Source organism: Halolamina salina (assembly GCF_054653455.1).
Map to the genome: position 1 here is coordinate 2438834 of NZ_BAAIGE010000002.1, position 22653 is coordinate 2461486.

A 22653-nucleotide genomic window follows, 5' to 3' on the forward strand; every position below is an offset into this window, starting at 1 on the left:
GACGGACCAGTCGGGTATCTGAGGGGAGGAAACGCGTTCACTAATAAATTCCGGAGGGATACGTCGACCGAAACGGGCGACAGCGTCCGGAGCGGGTCCGAAAAACGTCGATCGTTCGGCGATCGGTGCTGCGGGAAACGGAAGGCGGCGGGGTGGCGTTAGTTAGCGGCCTACTTTCACATCGCGCCGCCCATGCCGCCCATACCGCCCATGCCGCCCATGCCGCCGCCCATACCGCCGGCGGGGCCGTCGTCGCCGTCGTCGTCGCCGACCTGACCGCCCGCGAGGTCGCCCGCGGCGATCACGTCGTCGATACGGAGGATCATCGTGGCGGCCTCCGTGGCGGACTCGACTGCCTGAGTCTTCACGCGGAGAGGCTCGACGACGCCGTCCTCCTGCATGTCGATGATGTCGCCGGTGTAGGCGTCGAGACCCGTGGTGAAGTTGCCGGCGTCGTGGCTGGCGCGCAGGTCGACCAGCGAGTCGATCGGGTCGAGACCCGCGTTCTCGGCGAGCGTGCGCGGGATGACCTCCAGCGCGTCGGCGAACGCCTCGACGGCCAGCTGCTCGCGGCCCCCGACGGAGTCGGCGAACTGGCGGAGCTGGAGCGCGAGCTCGGTCTCGGGGGCGCCGCCGCCGGGCAGCACCTTCCCGTCGACCAGCGTCGTGCGAACCACGCCGATCGAGTCGTCGATGGCGCGCTCGAGCTCGTCGACCACGTGGTCGGTGCCGCCGCGGAGGACGAGCGTGACCGAGCGGGCCTCCTCGACGTCCTCGACGAAGATGCGCTCGTCGCCGCCGATGTCCTTCTGGGCGACGCTGCCGGCGAAGCCGAGGTCCTCCTCCTCGATGTCCTCGAGGGCGGAGACGGTCGTCGCGCCGGTCGAGCGAGCCAGCGCCTTCAGATCGTCGTTCTTGGCGCGACGGACCGCGAGGATGCCCTCCTGTGCGAGGTAGTGCTGGGCGATGTCGTCGATGCCGTCACCGACGAACACCACGTCCGCGCCGACGTCGACGAGGTGGTCGACCATCTCGCGGAGCTGCTCCTCCTCCTGCTCCATGAACTGCTGGAGCTGGTCGGGGTCGGTGACGTTGACCTCGGCGTCGATCTCGGTCTCCTTGACCTCGATGGCGCCGTCGAACAGCGCGACGTTCGCGTCCTCGACGGCGTAGGGCATGTTCTCGTTGACGCGCTCCTTGTCGACGATGACGCCCTCGATCAGCTCGGAGTTCTCGATGGAGCCGCCGACGACCTTCTCGATCGAGACGTTGTCGGTGTCGATACCGCCCTCGTCACGCACCGCGAGCACGGCGTCGACGACCAGCTCGGCCAGCTGCTCCTTGGCCGTCTCGGCGCCCTTGCCCGTCATCGCCGTCTCGGCGATCTTGGTCAGGGTGTCGTAGTCGTCCGCAGTGACCTCGATGGCCTCCTCGTTCAGGATCTCCTTGGCCTTCTCGGCGGCCTGTCGGTACCCCTGCGCGATCGTGGTGGGGTGGACGTCGGACTCGACCAGCTCCTCGGCCTGGTCCAGGAGCTCACCGCCGACGACGACGGCGGTCGTGGTGCCGTCGCCGACCTCCTCCTCCTGGGTCTCGGAGACTTCGACGATCATGTTGGCCGCGGGGTGGTCGATGTCCATCTCCTTCAGGATCGTCACGCCGTCGTTCGTGACGACGACGCCGCCCGAGGAGTCGACGAGCATCTTGTCCATGCCTTTGGGTCCGAGCGTGGTGCGGACCGACTCGGCGACGGCCTTCCCGGCCGTGATGTTCATCTCCTGGGCGTCCTTCCCGGAGGTTCGCTGGCTGTCCTCGGAAAGTACGATCATGGGCTGGTTGCCCATCCGCTGTTGCTGGCTCATGTGTACTGATAGATTGTCCATGGTTCTATAAAGATGTTTCGTTCAAAGCGTGAGACACCCACGCATACAGCCCCAACGACGGCTTGACAACAGTTCACACGGCCTGTTTAAGTAAGATTGTCGCCAGTCGGCTTCTACACTGTAGTCCTTCGCGGGCGCGTGCGTCGAGGAAAGAAAACGGAGAGAGGAGATGCCGCGAGCCGTGACCGGCTTAGTCGTCCGCGGGCGCTTCCCCGGAGTCGGCGTCGGCGTCGACTGAGGGGTCCTCGACGTAGTACTCCTCGATCAGGTCCTCGCCGATACGGTTGAGCTCCGTCTTCGGGAGCAGCGAGATGAGCTCCCAACCGATGTCGAGGGTCTCCTCGATGTCGCGGTTGGTCTGGTAGCCCTGATCGATGAACTCCGACTCGAAGCGGTCGGCGAAGTCGAGGTACTTGTTGTCGGTCTCCGACAGCGCCTCGCGGCCGACGATGTTCACGAGGTCGCGCAGGTCCTCACCCTCCGCGTACGCCGCGAACAGCTGGTCCTTGAGGTCGCCGTGGTCCTCGCGGGTGAGTCCCTCGCCGATACCGTCGTCCATCAGCCGGGAGAGGCTGGGCAGGACGTTGACGGGCGGCTCGAGCCCCTTGCTGTCGAGGTCCCGGTCCATCACGATCTGGCCCTCGGTGATGTAGCCGGTCAGGTCCGGGATCGGGTGGGTGTCGTCCTCGCCGGGCATGGTGAGGATCGGGATCTGCGTCACCGAGCCCTCTCGGCCGTCGATACGGCCGGCCCGCTCGTAGAGCTGGGCCAGGTCGGTGTACATGTACCCGGGGTAGCCACGCCGGCCGGGGACCTCCTCACGCGCGGCGCCGATCTCTCGGAGCGCCTCGCAGTAGTTGGTCATGTCCGTCAGGATCGTCAGCACGTGGTACCCCTTCTCGAAGGCGAGGTACTCGGCGGTGGTCAGCGCCATCCGCGGCGTGACCGTCCGCTCGACTGCCGGGTCGTCGGCGAGGTTCATGAACACGACCGAGCGTTCCAGCGCGCCGGTGCGCTCGAAGTCGGCCATGAACTCGTTTGCCTCCTCCTGGGTGATCCCCATGGCGCCGAACACCACGGCGAACTCCGACTCCTCGCCGGCCTCGTCCTCCTCGGGGACGGTCGCCTGCCGGGCGATCTGGAGCGCGAGCTCGCTGTGGGGCAGCCCCGACGCGGAGAAGATCGGCAGCTTCTGGCCGCGGACCAGCGTGTTCATGCCGTCGATGGCGGAGACGCCAGTCTGGATGAACTCCTCGGGGTACTCCCGGGAGACGGGGTTGATCGCCTCGCCGACGATGTCGTGGCGCTCGTCGGGGACGATGTCGGGACCGCCGTCGATCGGCGTGCCCGACCCGTCCAGCACCCGCCCGAGCAGGTCCTCGGTGACGGGCATCTTCAGCGTCTCGCCCGTGAACCGCACGGACGCGTTGCGGTCGATACCGCTCGTGCCCTCGAACACCTGGATCGCGACGAGCTCGTCGGCGGACTCGAGCACCTGCCCACGGAGCTGTCGCCCGTCGGCAGTCTCGATCTCCACCATCTCGTCGTACCCGATGGACTCGTCGACCTCGGCGAAGACGAGCGGGCCGGAAATCTCGGTGATGGTTTGGTACTCTTTCATCAGTAGAGCTCGCGAAGTTCGGTCTCGATCTCGTCTTTCAGCTCCTCGACGTGGTCCTCGACCTCGTCGTCGGGAGTGGTCGCGATGCGGTTGAGCTTCGGCGCGGCGTCGATGCTGGTGATCTCGTCGACCGGGACCCCGGCGTCGAGCGCCTCGAACGCCTCGTCGTTGAACTTCTTGATCGCACCCAGCATCTGGAACGTCTTCTCGGGCGGACAGTACTGGTCCACCTCGATGAAGGCGTTCTGCTGGAGCCACCCCTCGCGGATGTAGCGCGCGACCTCGAGGGTGAGCTGCTGGTCGTCGGGCAGGGCGTCCTCCCCGACGAGCTGGACGATCTCCTGCAGCTCGCTCTCCTCGTCGAGCACGTCGACGGCCCACTGTCGCCGGTCGGGCCACTCGGGGTCGACGTTCTCCTCGAACCACTCGTCGAGCTGGTCCTTGTACAGCGAGTAGGACTCGTCCCAGTTGATCGCCGGGAAGTGCCGGCGCTCGGCCAGGTCGGAGTCCAGCGCCCAGAACGTCTTGACGATACGCAGCGTGTTCTGGGTCACCGGCTCCGAGAAGTCACCGCCCGGCGGCGAGACCGCGCCGATCACCGAGATCGAGCCCTCGCTGCCGTTGATGTTCTCGAAGTAGCCGGCCCGCTCGTAGAACTGGGAGAGGCGGGCGGCGAGGTACGCCGGGTACCCCTCCTCGCCGGGCATCTCCTCCAGCCGGGAGGAGATCTCGCGCATGGCCTCGGCCCACCGGGAGGTGGAGTCGGCCATCAGCGCCACGTCGTACCCCATGTCGCGGTAGAACTCCCCGATCGTGATCCCCGTGTACACACAGGACTCCCGCGCGGCCACGGGCATGTTCGAGGTGTTCGCGATCAGCGTCGTCCGCTCCATCAGCGGGTTCCCGGTCTGGGGGTCGGGCAGCTCCGGGAAGTCGTCGATCACTTCGGTCATCTCGTTGCCCCGCTCGCCACAGCCGATGTAGACGACGATGTCGGCGTCGGCGAACTTCGCGAGGCTCTGCTGGGTGACCGTCTTCCCGGAGCCGAACGGACCCGGGATCGCGGCCGTCCCGCCCTTCGCGAGCGGGAACAGGCCGTCGAGGATGCGCTGGCCGGAGATCAGCGGCTCGGTCGGGGTCTGCTTCTCCTCGACCGGCCGGGCCTCACGAACCGGCCACTCCTGGTGCATCTGGATCTCCTCGCCGTTCTCCAGGGTGACGATCGTCTCCTCGACGGAGAACTCGCCCTCCTCGACGGACTCGACGGTGCCGCCCTCGTAGTCCGGCGGGACCATGACCTTGTGGTCGATGGTCTGGGTCTCGGGCACCTCGCCGACGATGTCGCTGGGTTCGACGGTGTCGCCCGGCTCGACTTCGGGGCGGAACTCCCACTCCTTCTCCATGTCGATGCCGGGTGCGTCGACACCGCGGTCGAGGAACGCCGACCCCATCTTCTCCTCGAGGACGTCCAGCGGACGCTGGACGCCGTCGTAGATGGAGTCGAGCATCCCCGGCCCCAGGTCGACCGTCAGCGGCTCCCCCGTGTTGATCACGGGTTCGCCGGGGCCGACCCCGGAGGTCTCCTCGTACACTTGGATCGTCGTGACGTTGCCCTCGATCTCGATAACTTCGCCCATCAGCCCTTCGTCGCCCACGTAGACGACGTCGTTCATCCGGGCGTCGAGGTCGACGGCGGTCACGACCGGACCACTCACGCTCTCGATCTGGCCGCGGTCTTCCGCGGCGACGTCTGTTGCCTGACTCATTGTTAGTCCTCGTCGTCCATCAGGTCGATACCGATGGCTCGTTTGATCTGGTCGCGCAGCCCGCCGCTGCCGGCGCCGCCGCCGAGCGTGACGAACGTCGGCTCGACGCTGGTCTCGACGTCCTCGCGGGTCCCCCGCGAGAGGTAGTCGAGGTCGTCGTCGTGCATCACGACGATGCCCACGTCGTCGTCGGCGATCGTCGACTCGACGGCGTCGTCGAGCCGCTCGGCCTTCTCCTCCTCGGGGACGTCCTCGAACTTCCGGACGCCGGCGAGGCGGAACCCGGTCGTGAACTCCGGGCTCCCGATCACGGCGATCTCCTGACTCATCGTACCACCAGTTCCGCCCGAATGTCGTCGGGGTCGAGCCCCGCCTCCTTGCCTCGGGCGATGGCACGGATGTTGTCCGCCTCACGCTCCTTCGCGAGCACGAACGCGATCACGGGACACACCGACATCGGGTGTGCGTGGGCCGCGTTGCGTGCGTGCTCGAGCAGCGCCGCGTCGAGCGCCTGCTCGAACTCGATGAGGCTGTCCGCCTCGGCGAGATCGTCGAGCGCGGTCGAGAGCTCGTCGCCGTACCGGCTCTCGCGGATGTGCTCGACCAGCTGCTCGATATCCCGGGACAGCGCCGACAGCTCCTCCGGCTCGAACAGCGCGCCGCCCTCGATGTAGTACTCCGCGGGATCGATCTCGGCGCCGCTGCGGGCGAGCCGGAGCGCGTTGCGCGCGTTCCGGAAGTCGATCTCCGCCTGGAGGTACTCGGCGTACGCCGACTCCGGGCCGGCGCCGGAGACGCTCGTCACGCCCTCGAACAGGTTCTCGTAGTACGCCCGGTCGATGGCGTTCTCCAGGGGAACGAGCGTCCCGGTCTCCTCGTACTCCTCGGCGGCCGCCGCGAGGGCGTCGCCGAAGATGGTGCCGTCGAGCAGGTCGACGATCGCCTCGACGCTCTCGGCCTCGACCAGCTGGTCGAGGAGGGCGTCGTCGAACTCTCCGGCACGGATCAGGTCGTCCTCGACCGCCTCCGCGTCGGTGCCGGCGTAGATGCCGCGGACGGCCGTCTTCACGTTCCACGCGTCGAACTTCCGCAGGTAGCGTGCGACCTGCTCGTAGAGGCGGCCGTCCGCCCACGCGAGCAGCTCGTCGAACGTGTCAGCCAGCCCCGCGTTCAGCCCGTACTCGAGGAGGTCGACGCCGGAGAACCGCGAGCCGAGCCGGTTGATCGGCCCCTGGTACGTCGACTCCTCCATGTAGCGGGTGATCTCGTCGGGACTCATCCGCACCAGCTTCCGGTAGTCCTCCTCGTCGAACAGCGTCGCACGCCGGGCGCTCACGCGAGCGTTGACGTACTCCGGGTTGGAACTGCCGGTAGCGCTCATTCTTCGAAGAGTTGTTCGCTGATGCGTTTGAGCTCCTCGTCCCAGACCTCCGCGATCACGGAGTCGAAGGTGTTGTCGACGCTGACGCGGGAGCTCTCGCTTCTGACCACGACGCCGCCGAGGCAGTCCTCGGTGCCGGCGAACGACCAGCCCTCGTACTCCGAGAGCAGGTCGGTCAGTAGCTCCTCGTCGGCGGCGCGGCCGTACACTTCCACGTCCGCGTCATCGTCGAACTCCTCGGCGGCCGAATCGAGCAGCGAGCGGGTCAGCTCCTCGCGGCGCTCGCCGTCGATCTCGGCGACGCGCTCCTCGAGCTGCTCGCGGACCTGCTCCAGCACGTCACGACGGGCTTCCAGGCGCTTCTGCTTGGCCGTAAGCTTCGCGCTCGACAGCGCCTGTTCGCGCTCCTCGTCGATCTGTGCCTCGACGTCCTCCTCGCGCTGCTGTACAATCTCCTCGGCGTCGGCCTCCGCCTCCGAGATGATCTCCTCTGCCCGGCTCTCGCCCTCTTCGCGTATCTCCTCGGCACGCGCGCGGGCTTCGTCTCGAACGTCCTCGACGACGGTTTCCAAGCTCATGAGCGGAAAGGGAGAGGAAAGTTACGCCAGGATCATGGCGACCAGCGCGAAGATGAGGATCGTCTCCGGCAGGACGGTCAGAATCAGTGCCTGCACGAAGAGATCGTCGTCCTCCGCGACGGCGCCGACGGCGGCCGAACCGATACCTCGCTCCGCGTAACCCGCGCCGAGGCCGGCGAGGCCGACGGCGAGGGCTGCCATACCGGTCGAGGTGATGGCGGGGCCGCTGGCTCCTTCCTGCAGTACGAGACTTGCGAATTGGGGTGCGCTTTCGAACATATGGGTATCAACTCGGGTTCGTAGTCGGTCGTCTCCGAACAAGCCGTAGTTGGCCCCACGACGGTCATAAACCTTCCCAAAGTCCCCGAGAGAACCGTGCGAGTCGGCCACATACGCGCTGCTGCAGCGGGTGTCAGCCGCCGAAAAATCGTCAGCGGTACAGAACGATCCGCGAGGGTGGCGTCAGTCCTGTCGGCTGAACTGACGCTCGTGCCCGAACGGCTCGTACTCGCGGCCGCCGCCGTCGAAGAACTTCGAGAAGAACTCGTAGTACTCCAGGCGCACCGCCTGCAGGCCGGCGCTGGTCACGCCCAGCGCGAGCACCAGCACGTGGCCCAGCACGAGCACGAGGATGCCGCCGATCAGCGACGCCACGCCGCCGTGCATCAGGCCGCCGAACATGATCTCGGTGACCTCGTGGCCGTGGTACATGTCGCCGACCTCGTAGGCGTGGCCGGTCATGAAGTGCCACGACGCGTGCTCGCCCTCGCCGGTGACGGCGACGCCGAAGAAGAACAGGTTGACCGCGAAGGCCATCCCCGCCTTCGCCAGCAGCACCGCCGCGAGTCGGGCGTAGGAGAGCACGTTCACCAGCGCGTCGAAGATCTCGACGAGCTCGGCGGGTGCGCCGAGGCCCAGCAGCAGAGCGCCCAGCAGGAACAGGCCGATCCCGGCCTGCCCGACGATCACCGGGAAGCCGCTGAAGCCGAGCGCGAACGCCGCCTTCTCGCCGCTGTTGAACACGGTGAAGATGAACTCGGGCTTGGAGTTCTGGAACCACTTGCTCGCGATGAAGATCCAGAGGCCGTTCATCGCGAAGATCCACGAGAGCTTCTCCACGACCGCCGCACGGATGCCGTGGAACTGCAGTTCCTCGAAGAACCCCAGCACGTAGCCGATGTTGAGGTGGACCAGCGCGGCCATCGCGCTGATCAGGATCCAACCGGGGACCCAGTAGCTGTACTCGGGGATCAGCCCCTTGTGCAGCGGCGCGTGGCCGCCCCAGACGACCTCACTGACGGTGTGCAGGCCGAAGATCTCGCCGTAGAGGAAGCCGAAGACGATCGTCGCCAGCCCCGCCGCGATCGTCACGCCGCCCATGCTCTTGAAGCCGGGACTGTCGTACTGCGTGTAGAGGAAGCCGCCGATGGCGGTGTACACCAGCCCGTAGCCCACGTCCCCGATCATGAAGCCGAAGAACAGCGGGAACGTCAGGAACAGCAGCGCGGTCGGGTCGAACTCGTCGTAGTTCGGCCGGCCGATCGCCTCCACCAGCACCTCGAACGGCTGGACGAGGCCGTTGTTGTCCTGGACGACCGGCGGCTCGTCCGTCCCGATCGTGGTGCCGCCGTCGGCGACGGCCTCGCCGTGCTCGTGGACCGCCTCGCCGTCGGACTTGAAGGCGGCGCGCTCGACCTCCTCGACCTCGATGCGGTCACCGAGCTCGTCTTTCAGCGCGGCGTTGACCGACTCGTACTCCTCGGTCGGCACCCAGCCCTCGGCGACGAACGTGTTCGCTGTCGTCGCGAAGGAGAGCGGCGCCTCCGCCTTCTGGACCTGGATCGAGAGGTGCTCCTCGGCGGCCAGCAGGAACTCGGCGTGCTCGCCTCGGAGCTCGTCGAGTTCGGACTCGATCTCGTCGATCTCGGACTCGATGCCCTGTTTCTCGCTCTCGAGTTCGCGGACGTAGGACTCCGGGGCGACCTCGGCGTCGGGCACGTCGATCGACGTGAACGCCGCGCCGACGAGCGCGTCGTCGAGCACGCCCTCGGCGTGCTCACTGGGGTAGACGAACACCGCGAGCACGTCGCCGCCGGAGAAGATCTCGTACTGGCGGACGCCCTCGGCGTCGAGCAGTTCCCGCTCGACGGAGTCCTCGTCGCCGCGACCCACCGCGACTTCGAGGCTGTCGTACCCCGACAGCAGGTTCAGGTCGATCCCGAGGTCGACGAACGGGCGTGCGGCGTCGAGCCGCTCCTCGATCCCGCGGAGCTCGTCCCGCAGGTCGTCGCGCTCGTCGTCGAGGTCGTTGACGCGATCCCGCAGCTCGGGGAGTTCCTGCTCGATCTCCGCCTCGGAGACCGTGCGGCTGGCGTCGACCGACTCGGCGTCGACGCCGAGCATGCTCTTGAGCGAGCGGACGGTCACCAGCTTCTCGGAGGCCTGCTCGGCGTCGGCTCCCGGATCGCCGGGCTCGAACCCCTCCCACGAGCCGTCGTACTCGGAGACGTCGAGCACGTTCGCGTCGTGGACGACCTCGATAACCGACCCCATCACCTGCTTGGAGCCGGCCACCGAGAGCTTGCTCATCCGCTTAGGCCTGAGCATGCACCGCCTCCACGAACTGGTCGACCGCGGAGTCCACGGCCTCCTCGATGTTGTTTTCGGCCTCCTCGATCAGGGCCTCGCGCTCCTCCTCGCCCTCCTCGAGGATCTCTTCTTTCTCCTGCTCGATCTCCTCGCGGGCCTCCTCGAGCCGCTCGGCCTCGAGCTCGTCGGCCTCTTCTTCGGCCTGTTCCCGGATCTCGGTGGCCTCCTCCCGGGCCTCCGCGATCCGTTCTTCCTTCTCCCGGCGAGCCTCCTCGACGATCTCGTCGGCGTCGGCCTCCGCCTCCTTGATCCGATCAAGAACTTCCGGTCTGGGCATTAGCTGATCGGTTCGTGGTTTTTCCGGGCCGTATAAGGTGTTTGCGAAAGCGAGCGGGGTGAGTGTCAGCAGTTCCGACCGCGAGCGAGGGCGGAGCCCGAGCGAGCGGCCTTTTGGCATGAACGGGTTTTGCGGGGGTCTGGCCGCAGCGGGCGACTACGTCGCCCGCGAGGACATGCCCCCGCAAAAGAGGTTCAGGTTCCTAGTTGAACTCCTCGATCAGCGCCGGCACCACGTCGAACAGGTCGCCGACGATGCCGTAGTCCGCGATGTCGAAGATCGGCGCGTTGGGGTCGGTGTTGATCGCGATGATCGTCTCCGCGCCCTTCATCCCGGCGACGTGCTGGACCGCGCCAGAGATCCCGATCGCGAGGTACACTTTCGGCGTCACCTGCTTGCCGGACTGACCGACCTGTCGGTTCTTCGGCAGCCAGTCGTTGTCGACGATCGGCCGGGAGGCCGACAGCGTCGCCCCCGTCGCGTCACACAGGTCGCGGATCAGGTCGAGGTTCTCCTCCTCCTCGATCCCGCGGCCGATGGAGACGAGGAACTCCGCCTCGGAGATGTCCACGTCGCCGCCGCCGACCTCCTCGAACCCCTGGACGCGGGCGCCGTCGTCGACGCCCGACGCGTCGAACTCGAAGGGGGTGATCTCGGCGTCGCCGGCGCCGTCGGCGGCGGGCCACTCGCCGCTGCGGATGCTGACGACGAACTGGTCGCCCGCGACCTCGACGCTCGTCTCGACCTTCGAGCCGTACATCTCGCGGGTGACGGTCAAGCCGTCGTCGTACGCGATGTCGACCGCGTCGGTGGCGTACGGCAGGCCGAGCGAGTCCGCGACCGCGGGCGCGTAGTCGAGCCCGTTGACCGAGTTCGGCAGCAGCAGCGCGGCCGGCTCCAGTTCCGCGTGGAGCGCCTCCGTCGCGGCCGCGTACGTGTCGTGGTCGAACTCCTCGCCGGCGTCGGCGGTGTGGACGACGTCGACCCCCGGCGTGTTCAGCGACTCCGCGAACGCCTCGACGGGCCCGGAGATCACGGCGACGTGGAGCTCGCCGCCCAGCGCGTCCGCGAGGGCGCGCCCGGCGGTGATCCCCTCGTAGCTCACGTCCCGCAGGTCGCCGCGGCGGTGTTCGGCGACGAACAGCACGTCGTTCTCGCTCATTCGCCGACCACCCCCTTCTCCCGCAGCACGTCAGCCAACTCCGCGGCGGTCTCCTCGGGGCCGCCCTCGAAGATGGTCGCGTCGGACTCGCTCTCGGGCTCGTACATGTCGACCAGTTCGAGCGCGCCGTCGACGGTGTCGGCGTCGAGGCCGAGATCGCTCAGGTCGCGGGGCGCGATCTCCTTCTGCTGGGCCTGTCGGATCCCCCGGAGACTGGCGTATCGGGGCTCGTTGATCCCGGTCTGGATCGAGAGCACCGCCGGGAGGTCGACCTCGGTGATCTCCTCGACGCCGCCCTCCAGTTCGCGCCGGACGGTCGCGACGTCGTCGCCGGCCGCGTAGTCGAGGTCGTTGACGACCGCCGCCCACTGGTAGCCCACGCGGTTGGCGAGCGCGACGCCGGTCGCGCCGAAGGCGTCGTCGGCCGCCTGCACGCCCGTCAGCACCAGATCGGGCTCCTCCTCGGCGACGACCTGCTCGAACACGCTGACCTTCGCATCCACGTCGAGCAGTGTCTGCTCGGCGATGGCATCGTCCCAGACGCGGACCGCGCGGTCGGCCCCCTTCGCGAGCGCCATCCGGATCGTCTCCTCGCTGCGCTCGGGACCGATCGTGGCCGCGACGACTTCGACGTCCTCGTCGGCGGCCTCGGCGATCTGGACCGCCGCCTCGACGGCGTAGTCGTCCCACTCGTTGAGGTCGTACTCGAGGTACCGCTCGTCGATGGACAGCCCGTCGATCTCGAACTCGTCCTCGACGGCCGCCACCTCCTTGACGGTCACCAAAATCTTCATCGGCCCTGATTTCCCACGGCCGGGGGTAAATCCTTTCGCTATACCCCAGCGAACGGGAGCTTGCGGCTACTCCTCGTCCTCGCCGTCGGGCAGCGAGATCACGTTCTCCCGGCCCAGCCGGAGCTTCTCGATGCTCCCCTCGTCGGCCATCCGGGAGAGCAGCTGGGAGACTTTCGCGTCCGACCAGTCGGTCTCTTTCACGATGTCGGCCTGTCGCATCCGCCCGCCGTTCCGTTCGAGCAGCGCCTCGACGCGCTCCTCGTCGGAGAGCAGTTCGGGGTCGACCGCGGGCTCGTCGGGGTCGGACTCCTCGGTCTCTGTCTCGCCATCCTCGGTCGAGGGCTCCGAACGACTGCCGTTCGCGACCTCCGCGATGGGTTCGCCGCCGCGCCAGCGCCACACCGCCAGCACGATGACGGCGACGAACAGCAGCCCCAGCAGCACCGCGGCGAGGAGGTCGAACGCCCCACCGGGACCGTCCGGCGAGCCGGGCGACCCTCCGGGACCGTTGCCCGCCTCCGGGGCGTAGGTGATCGAGACCTCCTGCGGGTCGAACGACTCCGGGCCGACGACGACCAGCGACTCGTTCTCCTGCCGTGCCTCGATGCTGCTCCGCTGAATCTCGTACCCCGGGGGCGTCCGGATGGCGATCTCCTGACCCGCTTCGAGCGATCGCAGCCACGTGCCGTTCTCGGTCAGCAGCGCGTCGCTGAGTTCGTAGCCGTCGCCGGCGGGCGCGAGGAAGTTCGTCCAGTGGAACCGGAGCCGGAGCGTCCCCGTCCCGTTGCCCACCGTGTAGCTGCGCTCGACGTTCGTGATCGTCATCTCACGGTCGGTGAGCGACGAGGAGGCCGCCGCGGCCGACTCGAAGAAGGCGATCCCGGGCGAGCTCGGCACCTCCCCGTCCTCGAAGCGCTCGGCGTACGTACGGAACCCCGTCCGCTCCTCGTCGGTGTCGAACGGGATCGTGGTTCGGACCGTCCAGTTGGCGTCGCCGTCGGGCCGAAGGTCCACGTCGAACGTCGTCGTCGCCGCACCCACGTCGGGTGACTCTTGAGCTACTGCGGCGCCAGAGAGCGCGCTGACTAACAGGAGGGCGACGAAGACGTACCGCATGTACGCAGGGTTACACCCCCCGGGCAAAACGCTTTCTATCACCCCTCCGACGCGCTCCGGCGAGATTTAAGGGGGAGGCCGCAGTACGGTGGATCGATGAGGTCCCTCGCGCTGCTTTCGGTACTCGCCCTCTCCCTCGCGCTCGTGGCGCCGGCCGGCGTCGGCGCCGTCGCCACACCCGCGGACGCCCCAGTGGCCGACGGCCTCCCGAGCGACCTCGGCGTGTCGCCGACGGCCGGCTCCGGGACGACCGGCGAGGTGACGCCGGTCACGCCCGGACAAGTGGACGGGCCGACGAACGGGAGCAACCGGACCCGGGTGCTCGTCGTCCCCGACAGCGCCGTCCAGCGAACCGATATCCACGGTGCGACGCTGAACCTCGGCCCGGCGGCCCAGTTCAACGACAACATCAGCGCCGTCGAGGTCGAGACGGCCGCCGTCGTGGAGTACGTCCGGGCCGCCGAGGACGACAGCGAGCGAAGCCGGCGCATCATCGAGGCGTCCTCGACCGTCGAGACGGAGATCATCACGCTGCGGGACCGCCAGCAGGACGCGATCGAGGCGTTCAACGCCGGCGAGCTCTCGCCGGAGGCGTTCGTCGTCGAGCTCGCGACGATCGCGGCGAAGGCAGACGCGCTCGAACGGCGGATGGTGAGACTGACGAATCTGGCCGACGAGATCGACGGATTCAGCCTCTCGCGGCCGGCCGAGATCCGGTACGAGCTGCGGACGTTCGGCGGCCCCGTCCGCGAGCGAGCGATGGACGCGATCCGGGGGACCGACGGGCCGACGCGGTTCTTCGTCACCACCGGTCCCGAGGGGTACGAGCTGACGACGGTCGACGACGGCAGCTACTACCGCGAGGCGTACCGCGGCGCGGAGTACTCGGGTAACACCGACGCGACGATGAGTCCGGACGAAGCGGTCGACGTGGTCGAGGCGAGCTACCCGGACATATTCCGGCTGGGCGACCCCTCCGCGACCACCTCCGGCACCACCAACATCGTCACCGTCACCGCGCCGGACCGATCGCTGACCGCGTTCGTCGACAGCGGCAGGGAGGCCGTGTTCAAGGAGTACCAACGCTTCGCGCTCGACCAGTACGACTCCGACGCCGTCGCGTCGAACACGATCAACGGGATCAACGTCACCGTCAACCGCACGTACCCGGGCGGGCCGCTCCGGATCAGCGTCACCGACGCCGAGTCGGGCGAACCGATCGACCTCGCGATCACGCTGAGTCAGGGGCAGGCCGAGCGTATCGCGGTGGGGCGGACCGGCGAGGACGGCACGCTCTGGACGGTTTCCCCGCGCGGGAGCTACACGGTGCTCGCGGTCGGCGACGAGACGACCGCCGCGTACGTCGAGACGAACTCGACCGCCCCGCCCACGCTCGACGCCTGAGCCGAGAGTTGAAGTAGGGGAGCGCGGCCAACCCCGTCGTGCTCCCTGCGCTCCCATCGCCGACCGACACCGACCGGGCCGTCTCGCCGGCGCTCGGTGCGGTCGTGCTCGTCGGAATCACCGTCGCGGTCGCCGCCGTCGTCGGGACCGCGCTCCTCGGACAGGCGACCGCGCTGGGCGGCCCGGCGCCGACGGCGACGTTCGACCTCTCGGCCGAGGGTGACCGGATCACGATCAGCCACGCGGGCGGCGATCCCGTCGGTCTCGACGCGCTCCGGATCGAGATCGGCGTCGACGGCGAGAAGCTGGCTCACCAGCCGCCGGTCCCGTTCTTCGCCGCCGAGGGGTTCCACGGCGGCCCGAGCGGCGCGTTCAACCCCGAAACCGACGACGAGTGGGCGGTCGGCGAGTCCGGAACCCTCCGGGTCGCGGGGACGAACGACCCGACCCTCGAACCGGGCGCGCGGCTGACGGTGGAACTGTTCCACGGCGGGAAACGGATCGCGTCGCTCTCGACGCGGGTGGGCTGAGAAGCGGGCGGCGGTCGCGCGACTACTCCTCGGGGACGGTCGCGATCGTGACGATCGCGCGCGGGCTCCCGGGGTTGGCCTGCATCACGACGTGTTCGCGCTCGGGGAAGCCGGCCTCGCTGAACATGCGGTCGGCCTCGTCGGCGTCGTAGAACAGCATGATCGCGTCGGCGATCCTGTGGAACAGGCTGTTGCTCGGCTCGTCGGGACCGACGATGAGCACGGTGCCGCCGGGCTTGGTGACCCGGCGGGCCTCCTCGATGGCGTCGACGGGGTTGGGCCAGTACTCGATCGAGCCGGAGGACCAGTAGTGGTCGAAGCTGTCGTCCGCGAACGGGAGGCGTTCGGCGTCGCCGCGGTAGAACTTCACCTGATCGGTCTTGCCGAACTTCGCCCACGCCTTCTCCAGTTGGTGGACGCTCTGGTCGAGCCCGTGCACGTCGTCGGTATGCTGGAGCAGCCCCTCGGTGCCGAAGCCGGTGCCACAGCCCACGTCGAGCACGCGGTCGCCCTGCTCGATCCCGGTCCGGGAGAGCGCCTCGTCGCGCATCTCCTCGTTCCAGACGAGTGGGTTGACCGTGTCGTACACCTTCGAGAGGTACTTGTAGAAGGTGCGTGCCCGCGCTTTGTCCTCCAGAATTCCCATTGGCCTCGGTTTGGGGTGGGCGGGCCATAATGCTGCGGTTTTCGTGACCGGCGGGATCGGGCACTATCGTCACGTACTTGGGCGATCCTCCCCGAGTTAGCCGTAATGGAGACGCTCGACCGTCGGGTGGAGATCGTCGACGATCGCCTGTCGGCGCTCGTCGAGTCGGTGGAGCCCCCCGAGCTGGCCGAGCGGCTGTCTCACGTCACGCTGTCGGGCGGGAAGCGCGTCCGGCCGGCGGTGACGCTGCTGGCCTGCGAAGCCGCCGGCGGCGACCCCGAGGACGCCGTCGACTTCGCCGTGGGGATCGAACTCGTCCACAACGCCTCGCTGGTCGTCGACGACATCATCGACCGCTCCGAGCTCCGCCGTGGCAACCCCAGCGCGTGGGCGGAGTACGGCTACGGCCCGGCGATCGTCGCCAGCGACGGGCTGCTCGGCGAGGCGTTCGCGCTGTTCTCGGCCGACGAGCACGCGATGGGCGTCGTCGCCGAGGCGATGGTCGAACTCGGCGAGGGCGAGGCGACCGAGCTCGTCTCCGAGCCCGAAAACGAGAGCGAGTACATGGAGCTGGCCCGCCGGAAGACGGGCGCACTGTTCCGTGCGGCCGCCGAGGTGGGCGCCATTGCCGCCGGCGCCGACGGGTTCACCGTCGAGTCGATGGGCGAGTACGCCGAGCGCGTCGGCGTCGCGTTCCAGATGCGCGACGACGTGCTGGACGCCACCGGTGACGCCGCCGATCTGGGCAAACCCGCCGGGCAGGACGCCGAGATGGACCGGCCCTCGCTGATACAGGTCACCGAGCTCACGGCCGAGGAGGCCGACGACCGCGCCCGCGAGGAGGCGGACCACGCGCTCGACGCGCTGGAGACGGCGACCGTCGAGGACGGCGAGGCGCGGGAGTACCTCGAACAGCTGGCGGAGTACGTCGTCAGCCGGGAGCGGTAGGCCGGGGCGGTCAGGCCGCCTCCGCGCTCGCCGGGAAGCGGTTCTCCGCGATCGCGAACGTGAGCGTGCTCAACACGCCCAGCAGCGTCCCCGCCGTCAGCGCCAGCGCGAGGTCGGTGATCGCCATCGCGCCCTCGCCGGGGAGGAAGAAGCCCGAGACGGCGTGGAGCACGACGCTGATCGCGAGCACGTAGAACGGCGCGTTGAGGTAGCGCCACCGGAACGCGCCGTCGAGATACTCGTCGGTGACCTGCCCGAGGCTGGAGGTGACGCCGGCGGCCGCGAACCAGCCCACCGCGGCGTGGACGAACACCGCGACTTGGGTCGGTATCGGGACCGACGACGCCCCCTCGGTCACCGCCCCGTACCCCTGCCAGCCGCCGATCGCGACCAGCGCGACCGCGACGACGTAGGTGATCAGCGTCACCCGGCCGGCGTACAGCAGTTGGCGGAGTTCACCGACCGCGTCGTCGACCGCCTCCTCCAGCCCCAGCCCGCGGAACAGCGTGTAGAGCCCGAGGACCCCCGAGAGCACGCCGAGCACGGAGACGCCGGCGACGTCGAACGCGTTGGCGATCAGCACCATCGGGTAGACCAACAGGAGGACGCCGAGCGGGACGAGCAGCGTCCCGCGGGTCTCCTTGTCCCCGAGCACCTGCTTGATCGTGTAGTAGATCGACTCCAGATCCTGGGCCTGCCGGACGACGACCCGGCGCAGGCCGTCGATCGGCACGCGGGAACGGATCACCGGGAGCACGGACTCGTCCTGTGCGCCGTCGGTGATGACGACCGCGCGGACGTTCTCGCCGGTCGACAGCGCCGCGAGCACGGTGTCGACCTCCTCGCCGACCGCGCGGTTGGCCCGCACGTCGCCGCCGTCGACGCCCGTGACGGCGGCGACCGCGACCTCCTCGCCCTCGCCGGCGAGTTCGTCGCGGGTGTGGATCGCCTGGAACAGCACGTTCACGTCGGAGTCCTCGGGGTCGGCCGTCGCGAGCCGCGTGGCGGCGTCCTCGACGTCGTCCCGACCCAGTACAGGGGTCGAGAGCCCGGTCTTCCGACCGAGGTCGTCGTCGAGGTCGACGGCGAGGACCAACAGCATCAGCGTCACGTAGGGAACCCAGGCATATCTTCTTTCGGGGGTCAGTCGCGCGTACCCCGGAGCGCAGCCGCGATCGTCCCGACGGCCGCGACGCCGCCGGCCAGCAGTCCGAACCCCGGTCCGGTGGTGGTCGTCGGGGGCGACTCCGACCGGGTCGGCCGCGACGACGGCGCACTCGTCGCCGTCTCGGTGGGCGTGGCCGTGGGCGTGACGGTCGGCGCGGGCGTCGGCGTCTCCGCCTCGGAGAAGGCGAGCGCCCAGCCGTCGGACGAGCGGTTCGCGCCGCCGGCGAGCAGGTACTCCCCCGAGGACCGCTCAGTGAGCGCGTGGATCTCCGAAGGGGTGTCCGTCCCGATTCGGTAAGTGTGGTGCCACTGGAGTTCGCCCTCGGCGTCCGCCTTCGCGAGCGTGAAATCCCCGTCCCCGACGGGTGTCGTGTGGAACAGGAACCCGCCGTCGCTCGTGCTCGTGATCTCCCCGACCTGTTCGTCCCCGAGCGGGCCGTACTCGCGGGTCCAGTCGAGTTCGTACGACGCGTCGAGCCGGGCGGCCGCGTTCCCGCTGCAGAGGATCAGCCCGTCGCCGTCCCCGACGCCGGCGTTCAGCACCCCGTCGGGACGGTCCGCCGGCAGGTCGATCCGCCGGGACGAGCCGTCGGCGTCGAACGCGGCGAGCCACGGGAACGTCCCGCCCGCGAGGACGCCGCCGTCGCTGGCGGGCACGAGGAAGTCGAGCGCCTGCGAGCCGTTGTCGTTCACCTCCCGGTGCCAGCGGTACTGCCCCTCGGCGTCGAACGCGACGAGCCACGTCCAGAACGCGTTCGGGAGCCAGTCGGTGAACCCGGCGACGAAGCCGCCGTCGACGGCGACGAGCGTCGTGCCGCGGGCGGCACCGATATCCCCGGCGTGTTTCCCGGTCGCTCGCAGCGAGAGGTCCGGGCCGAGGCGCGCCAGCCACGGGCCGGCGGCGACCGCGTACCCGTCGTCGGTCCGAACCACGTCCGGGGCGGCGTGAGACCCCTCCGGGAGTTCGGGCGTGAACGACGCGCGCTGCCGAACCGCGCCGCCGGCGTCGGTGAGCGCGACCCGAACCGGATCGTCCGGGCCGGGGCGGGGCCACTCGCGACCGACGAGGACGCGGCCCTCGCCGTGGGCCTCGGCGGTTCCGGTGATCCGGAGGTTCTCGTACGTCCGTCGCTGGACGACGCCCGGCGGCTCCGGGTTGGACTGGGCGCTGGCGACGGGGACGCCCGCGAGAGCAGCGCCGGCGACCCCTGCCGCGAGGAACTGGCGACGAGTGAGTGCCGAGCCGACGCGTTCAGTGGAGGGCTGCGGGACCATACGGTCGGTGTGGGATCGACAGCCCATCAACCTTCCCCGGCGAACGTTCAAGACCGCCGCGGGCGGAGCGTCGGTGTGGTTCGCGACCAGTCCCCGACGACTGATCCCGGGCCGGCACCCACCGACGGCCGAGCCGTGGTCTCTTGGGCCGTCACTCCGGAGACACACCGCTGGCTCGGCCTGCTCGCATACGGGCTGTACGCCCCCCTGGGCGCTATCGCACTGGCACTCGCCGTCGGCGGTGTCGCGCTCTCGCTCGACGCGGTCCGGAACGGCTCGATCGGACTCCTCCTCCTGCTCGGCGTCGCGGTGGTTATGGCGCTCGTTCGGCCGCCGGTGCTGGCGGCGGTCCGGAGCGACGAGGTCGACACGTCGTCGGGATACGACGGCTGGCAGCCGAGTTGGCGGGGCGTGCTCGCGGCGTCGGTACTCTGCGGCGCCGCGATACTGGCCGCCTCGCTGCACTCGCGGCCGGCGATGGGCGCCGTCGTTATCGGGAGCTTCGCGGCGGGGCTGCTCGCGATGACGCTGTCGACCGAGGGGACGATCGACCGGGATCTCCGGCTGGAGACACAGTACACCGCGGTGGATCTGCGGACGCTCTCCGCCGTCCGGTCAGTCGACATCGGGGACGTGACGATCCTCCAACTATCGTACGCCCGCGGCGCCGACGGCTTCCGGAACCCTCGCGTGCTCGCAGTTCCACACGAACGGGCGGCCGAGGTTCGCGACCGCCTCGACGCCGGCGTCGTCGCCGACCCCGAAGCCGATCCGATCGGGAAGGCCGAACGAGCGGTCGTCACGCTGTTCGCGCTCGGGGTGCTGGCGACGGGACCGGGACTTGCCCTGCTCGTCGGCGACGCCGCCGAGGGCGGGATGCTCGTCGTGGCGTACGCCGGCGTGTTCTCGCTACTGTTCGCGGCGCCGATGCTGTGGTACGCGTGGAACGGCTGAGGAGCGTTCCGGGACCGCCTGTTCCCGCAGCGATATACGGCGGCGGCCCGAACTCCCGACGATACCGATGGGCAAGGACTCGCTGCCGCCGGGGACACGGATCGGTCGAACCGCGCTTCGCGTCGATGATCTCGGGGAGACGACCGCGTTCTACCGGGACGTGGTGGGACTCGAGACGCTCTCGGAATCGTCGTCGCGGGCGGTCCTCGGCGTCTCCGACACGCCACTGCTCGTCCTCGAAACGGACGGAGAGGTGTCGTCCCGTCCTCGGGAGAGCGCCGGCCTCTACCACAACGCCTTCCGCGTGCCGTCGCGCGCGGCGCTGGGCGACGCGCTGAACCGGATTCGGGATCGCTGGGAACTGGAGGGCGCATCGGACCACCGCGTCAGCGAGGCGCTGTACCTTTCGGACCCGGAGGGTAACGGCGTCGAAATCTACCGGGACTTCCCGCGGGCGGAGTGGCCCCGTGGCGATGACGGCCGCGTCCAGATGGGGACCGATCCGCTCGACCTCGACGCCGTCGCGAGTGCGGCCGCGGGGGAGTCGGGGGTCCCGGCCGGGACGGACGTGGGACACGTCCACCTCGAAGTGCGCTCGCTCGAGGCGTTCAGCTCCTTTTTCGTCGATACGGTGGGGTTCGAACAGCAGACCACCGTTCGGGGTGCGACGTTCGTCTCCGCCGGCGGCTACCACCACCACCTCGGCGCGAACACGTGGCAGCGTCGGTCGGCGCCGGCGACGGGAACAGGGCTGGCGTGGTTCGAAGTCGTCCTCCCGGACGGCGACGCGCTCGAGGCGCTCCGGGAGCGTCTGGCGGCGAGTGAGTACGAGCCGACAGCGATCGACGGCGCCCTCGCCGTCACGGGGCCGGACGGGATCGAGGTCCGGTTCCGGGCCGAGGAGTGAGCGCCGCGTGATCGGCGCGAGTCCGTGAGACGGCGGCACACGGCCGCACCGTGCCGTTTTTGGGGCTCGGCCGGGTAGCGAGGGTAACTGATGATCTCGAAGGGCTGTGAACAGTGCGCCAAGGGCGGCAAGATGGTGATGTTCGTCTACGGCTACTGTGACCAGCGGGACTGCTTCTACTGTCCCCTCGGCGAGAACCGCAAGAACGTCGAGCAGGTGTACGCCAACGAGCGGCCCGTCGAGAGCGACGAGGACGTGATCGCTGAGGCGAAGAAGATGGACGCGCTCGGCTCCTCCATCACCGGCGGCGAACCACAGGAGGTGCTCGAGCGGACCTGCCACTACATCGAACTGCTCAAAGACGAGTTCGGCGAGGACCACCACATCCACCTCTACACCGGCATCACCGGCGGCCGGGAGAACATGCGCCGGCTCGCGGAGGCGGGACTCGACGAGATCCGCTTCCACCCGCCGCTGGAACTGTGGGGCGACATGCACGGCACCGAGTGGGAGGAGATCCTCTACATCGCCCGCGAGGAGGGACTGACCCCCGCGTTCGAGATCCCGGGCATCCGGCCGGAGCCGGAGTTCCTGGAGTTCCTCGACGAGGGCGCCGCGGAGTTCTGCAACGTCAACGAGTTCGAGATGTCCGACGGGAACTACCGCCGGATGCAGGAGGAGGGGTTCGAGCGCAAGGAGGGCCACATGAGCGCCGTCGAGGACTCCCGCGGCGACATCCTCGACGTGATGGGCGACCACGAGAAGGTGTACTTCTGCACCTCGGTGTTCAAAGACGCCGCCCAGCACCGCCGCCGGCTGAAGCGGATGGCCCGGAACGTCCGCCGGGAGTTCGACGACGTGACCGACGACGGGACGCTCGTCTACGGCAAGAGCTACGCCGACCCCGAGCGGTTCGAGGAACTGGGCGTGCCCGACGAGTACTACACGGTGAAGTCCGAGCACGTCGAGGTGGCGTGGTGGCTGCTGGAGGAGATGGTCGAGGACGGCGACGTGGACGACGGCGAGATCGTCGAGCAGTACCCCAACTACGACGGGACCGTCGTCGAGCGGACGCCGCTTGCTTGAGAACTGGGTCAGTTTACTGCGGTTTCTTCGGGAGTGTTTCGGGCGTTTTCGACAGCGACCGCGACAGCAACAGCGTCTCGAAGCATGACCACTTGTGACCGCAGAGTGCCGGGCACGAGGCCCGGCACAGCCCCGAGTCCCCACCCCTCCCCCCGCGGCCGCCGACAGTCGGCGGCCGCGAGGCGTCCACCGCTCCGCCACCGCGTCGCGGTGGCGCGCGACGTGAGCAGGGCGAGACCGAAGGTCTCGCTGGCCGTGCGGGCGACGCGTGGGTCGCCCGCACGACGCCTCCGTGCGCGAACGAGCGCGCGAGGGGCGAGCGAGCGTATGCGAGCGAGTCGGCTGGGGAGGTCTGTGGGCTGTGCGGTCGGGCGGGGCTGAAAGGGGCTGGTCGCTCGGGAAAGCACGACGACGCAAGCACGCGAGCGAAGCGAGCGCGCGCAGCGAGTCGCGCGACCCGAGCGGGCAGGGGCTTTCACGATGTCGCTGAGGACCTTCTCGAAAACTCC

General features: G+C 68.9%; 21 protein-coding genes. 6 read left to right on the forward strand and 15 right to left on the reverse strand.

Annotated elements, in window-relative coordinates; genetic code table 11:
- Positions 1 to 176 precede the first annotated feature (176 nt).
- The 12 genes from thsA to ACYQZ5_RS13130 all read right to left on the reverse strand — a co-directional run bounded on the left by thsA (position 177) and on the right by ACYQZ5_RS13130 (position 13227).
- Entirely contained in the window at positions 177 to 1829 is a 1653-nt protein-coding gene (gene thsA / locus ACYQZ5_RS13075; protein WP_379730872.1) for a thermosome subunit alpha, read from the reverse strand.
- Between the two features lie 244 nt (positions 1830 to 2073).
- The gene (locus tag ACYQZ5_RS13080) at positions 2074 to 3504 is read right to left on the reverse strand and encodes a V-type ATP synthase subunit B (RefSeq protein ID WP_379730866.1); all 1431 of its coding nucleotides are present in this window, start codon (positions 3502 to 3504) and stop codon (positions 2074 to 2076) included.
- Positions 3504 to 5270, reverse strand: coding sequence for an ATP synthase subunit A (locus tag ACYQZ5_RS13085; RefSeq protein WP_379730865.1), 1767 nt, complete (start codon positions 5268 to 5270; stop codon positions 3504 to 3506). The genes ACYQZ5_RS13080 and ACYQZ5_RS13085 overlap by 1 nt, the downstream gene beginning before the upstream one ends.
- A 2-nt stretch (positions 5271 to 5272) precedes the next feature.
- Entirely contained in the window at positions 5273 to 5599 is a 327-nt protein-coding gene (locus ACYQZ5_RS13090) for a V-type ATP synthase subunit F (protein WP_379730864.1), read from the reverse strand.
- On the reverse strand, positions 5596 to 6651 hold the full coding sequence (locus tag ACYQZ5_RS13095) for a V-type ATP synthase subunit C (protein ID WP_379730863.1): 1056 nt from the start codon (positions 6649 to 6651) through the stop codon (positions 5596 to 5598). Before ACYQZ5_RS13095 ends, ACYQZ5_RS13090 begins: the two co-directional genes overlap by 4 nt.
- Positions 6648 to 7229, reverse strand: a complete 582-nt coding sequence (locus tag ACYQZ5_RS13100) for a V-type ATP synthase subunit E (RefSeq protein WP_379730862.1) — start codon at positions 7227 to 7229, stop codon at positions 6648 to 6650. Before ACYQZ5_RS13100 ends, ACYQZ5_RS13095 begins: the two co-directional genes overlap by 4 nt.
- A 21-nt stretch (positions 7230 to 7250) precedes the next feature.
- A complete protein-coding gene (locus tag ACYQZ5_RS13105) occupies positions 7251 to 7508 on the reverse strand; it encodes an ATP synthase subunit K (RefSeq protein ID WP_053946888.1) in 258 nt (85 codons plus the stop codon).
- Between the two features lie 183 nt (positions 7509 to 7691).
- Positions 7692 to 9836 carry a V-type ATP synthase subunit I gene (locus ACYQZ5_RS13110; protein ID WP_379732118.1) on the reverse strand — a complete coding sequence of 715 codons (2145 nt, stop codon included), beginning with the start codon at positions 9834 to 9836 and terminating at the stop codon, positions 7692 to 7694.
- Positions 9823 to 10155, reverse strand: coding sequence for an ATP synthase archaeal subunit H (gene ahaH / locus ACYQZ5_RS13115; protein WP_379732117.1), 333 nt, complete (start codon positions 10153 to 10155; stop codon positions 9823 to 9825). Before ahaH ends, ACYQZ5_RS13110 begins: the two co-directional genes overlap by 14 nt.
- A 202-nt stretch (positions 10156 to 10357) precedes the next feature.
- A complete protein-coding gene (locus ACYQZ5_RS13120) occupies positions 10358 to 11317 on the reverse strand; it encodes an electron transfer flavoprotein subunit alpha/FixB family protein (protein ID WP_379818559.1) in 960 nt (319 codons plus the stop codon).
- Complete coding sequence (locus ACYQZ5_RS13125; protein WP_379732515.1) at positions 11314 to 12111, reverse strand: electron transfer flavoprotein subunit beta/FixA family protein; 798 nt, start codon at positions 12109 to 12111, stop codon at positions 11314 to 11316. Before ACYQZ5_RS13125 ends, ACYQZ5_RS13120 begins: the two co-directional genes overlap by 4 nt.
- A 66-nt stretch (positions 12112 to 12177) precedes the next feature.
- Complete coding sequence (locus ACYQZ5_RS13130) at positions 12178 to 13227, reverse strand: helix-turn-helix transcriptional regulator (RefSeq protein WP_379732516.1); 1050 nt, start codon at positions 13225 to 13227, stop codon at positions 12178 to 12180.
- A gap of 96 nt (positions 13228 to 13323) precedes the next feature.
- Here ACYQZ5_RS13130 and ACYQZ5_RS13135 point away from each other — a divergent pair, with 96 nt between their 5' ends.
- Positions 13324 to 14631: a DUF7096 domain-containing protein gene (locus tag ACYQZ5_RS13135; protein WP_459846434.1), complete on the forward strand. Its 1308-nt coding sequence runs from the start codon at positions 13324 to 13326 to the stop codon at positions 14629 to 14631.
- Between the two features lie 38 nt (positions 14632 to 14669).
- On the forward strand, positions 14670 to 15161 hold the full coding sequence (locus tag ACYQZ5_RS13140; RefSeq protein ID WP_459846436.1) for an archaellin/type IV pilin N-terminal domain-containing protein: 492 nt from the start codon (positions 14670 to 14672) through the stop codon (positions 15159 to 15161).
- Between the two features lie 22 nt (positions 15162 to 15183).
- Here the strand turns inward: ACYQZ5_RS13140 and ACYQZ5_RS13145 are convergent, their stop codons facing one another.
- A complete protein-coding gene (locus tag ACYQZ5_RS13145) occupies positions 15184 to 15807 on the reverse strand; it encodes a methyltransferase domain-containing protein (protein WP_379732342.1) in 624 nt (207 codons plus the stop codon).
- A 105-nt stretch (positions 15808 to 15912) separates the two neighbouring features.
- Here ACYQZ5_RS13145 and ACYQZ5_RS13150 point away from each other — a divergent pair, with 105 nt between their 5' ends.
- On the forward strand, positions 15913 to 16755 hold the full coding sequence (locus ACYQZ5_RS13150; protein ID WP_379732341.1) for a polyprenyl synthetase family protein: 843 nt from the start codon (positions 15913 to 15915) through the stop codon (positions 16753 to 16755).
- A gap of 10 nt (positions 16756 to 16765) precedes the next feature.
- On the opposite strand, the gene ACYQZ5_RS13155 is transcribed toward ACYQZ5_RS13150, so the two are convergent.
- Both ACYQZ5_RS13155 and ACYQZ5_RS13160 read right to left on the reverse strand, forming a co-directional pair.
- On the reverse strand, positions 16766 to 17857 hold the full coding sequence (locus tag ACYQZ5_RS13155; protein WP_459846439.1) for a DUF373 family protein: 1092 nt from the start codon (positions 17855 to 17857) through the stop codon (positions 16766 to 16768).
- Positions 17858 to 17898: 41 nt separating this feature from the next.
- Positions 17899 to 19197 (reverse strand): hypothetical protein, encoded by a 1299-nt coding sequence (locus tag ACYQZ5_RS13160; protein WP_459846441.1) that lies wholly within the window; start codon positions 19195 to 19197, stop codon positions 17899 to 17901.
- A gap of 75 nt (positions 19198 to 19272) precedes the next feature.
- On the opposite strand from ACYQZ5_RS13160, the gene ACYQZ5_RS13165 reads away from it, so the two are divergent.
- From ACYQZ5_RS13165 to ACYQZ5_RS13175, 3 genes are all read left to right on the forward strand, one after another.
- Positions 19273 to 20151: a hypothetical protein gene (locus tag ACYQZ5_RS13165; protein WP_379732243.1), complete on the forward strand. Its 879-nt coding sequence runs from the start codon at positions 19273 to 19275 to the stop codon at positions 20149 to 20151.
- A 67-nt stretch (positions 20152 to 20218) separates the two neighbouring features.
- A complete protein-coding gene (locus tag ACYQZ5_RS13170) occupies positions 20219 to 21058 on the forward strand; it encodes a VOC family protein (RefSeq protein WP_379732242.1) in 840 nt (279 codons plus the stop codon).
- A 90-nt stretch (positions 21059 to 21148) separates the two neighbouring features.
- Positions 21149 to 22144, forward strand: coding sequence for a radical SAM protein (locus ACYQZ5_RS13175; RefSeq protein WP_379732241.1), 996 nt, complete (start codon positions 21149 to 21151; stop codon positions 22142 to 22144).
- Positions 22145 to 22653: the final 509 nt, after the last annotated feature.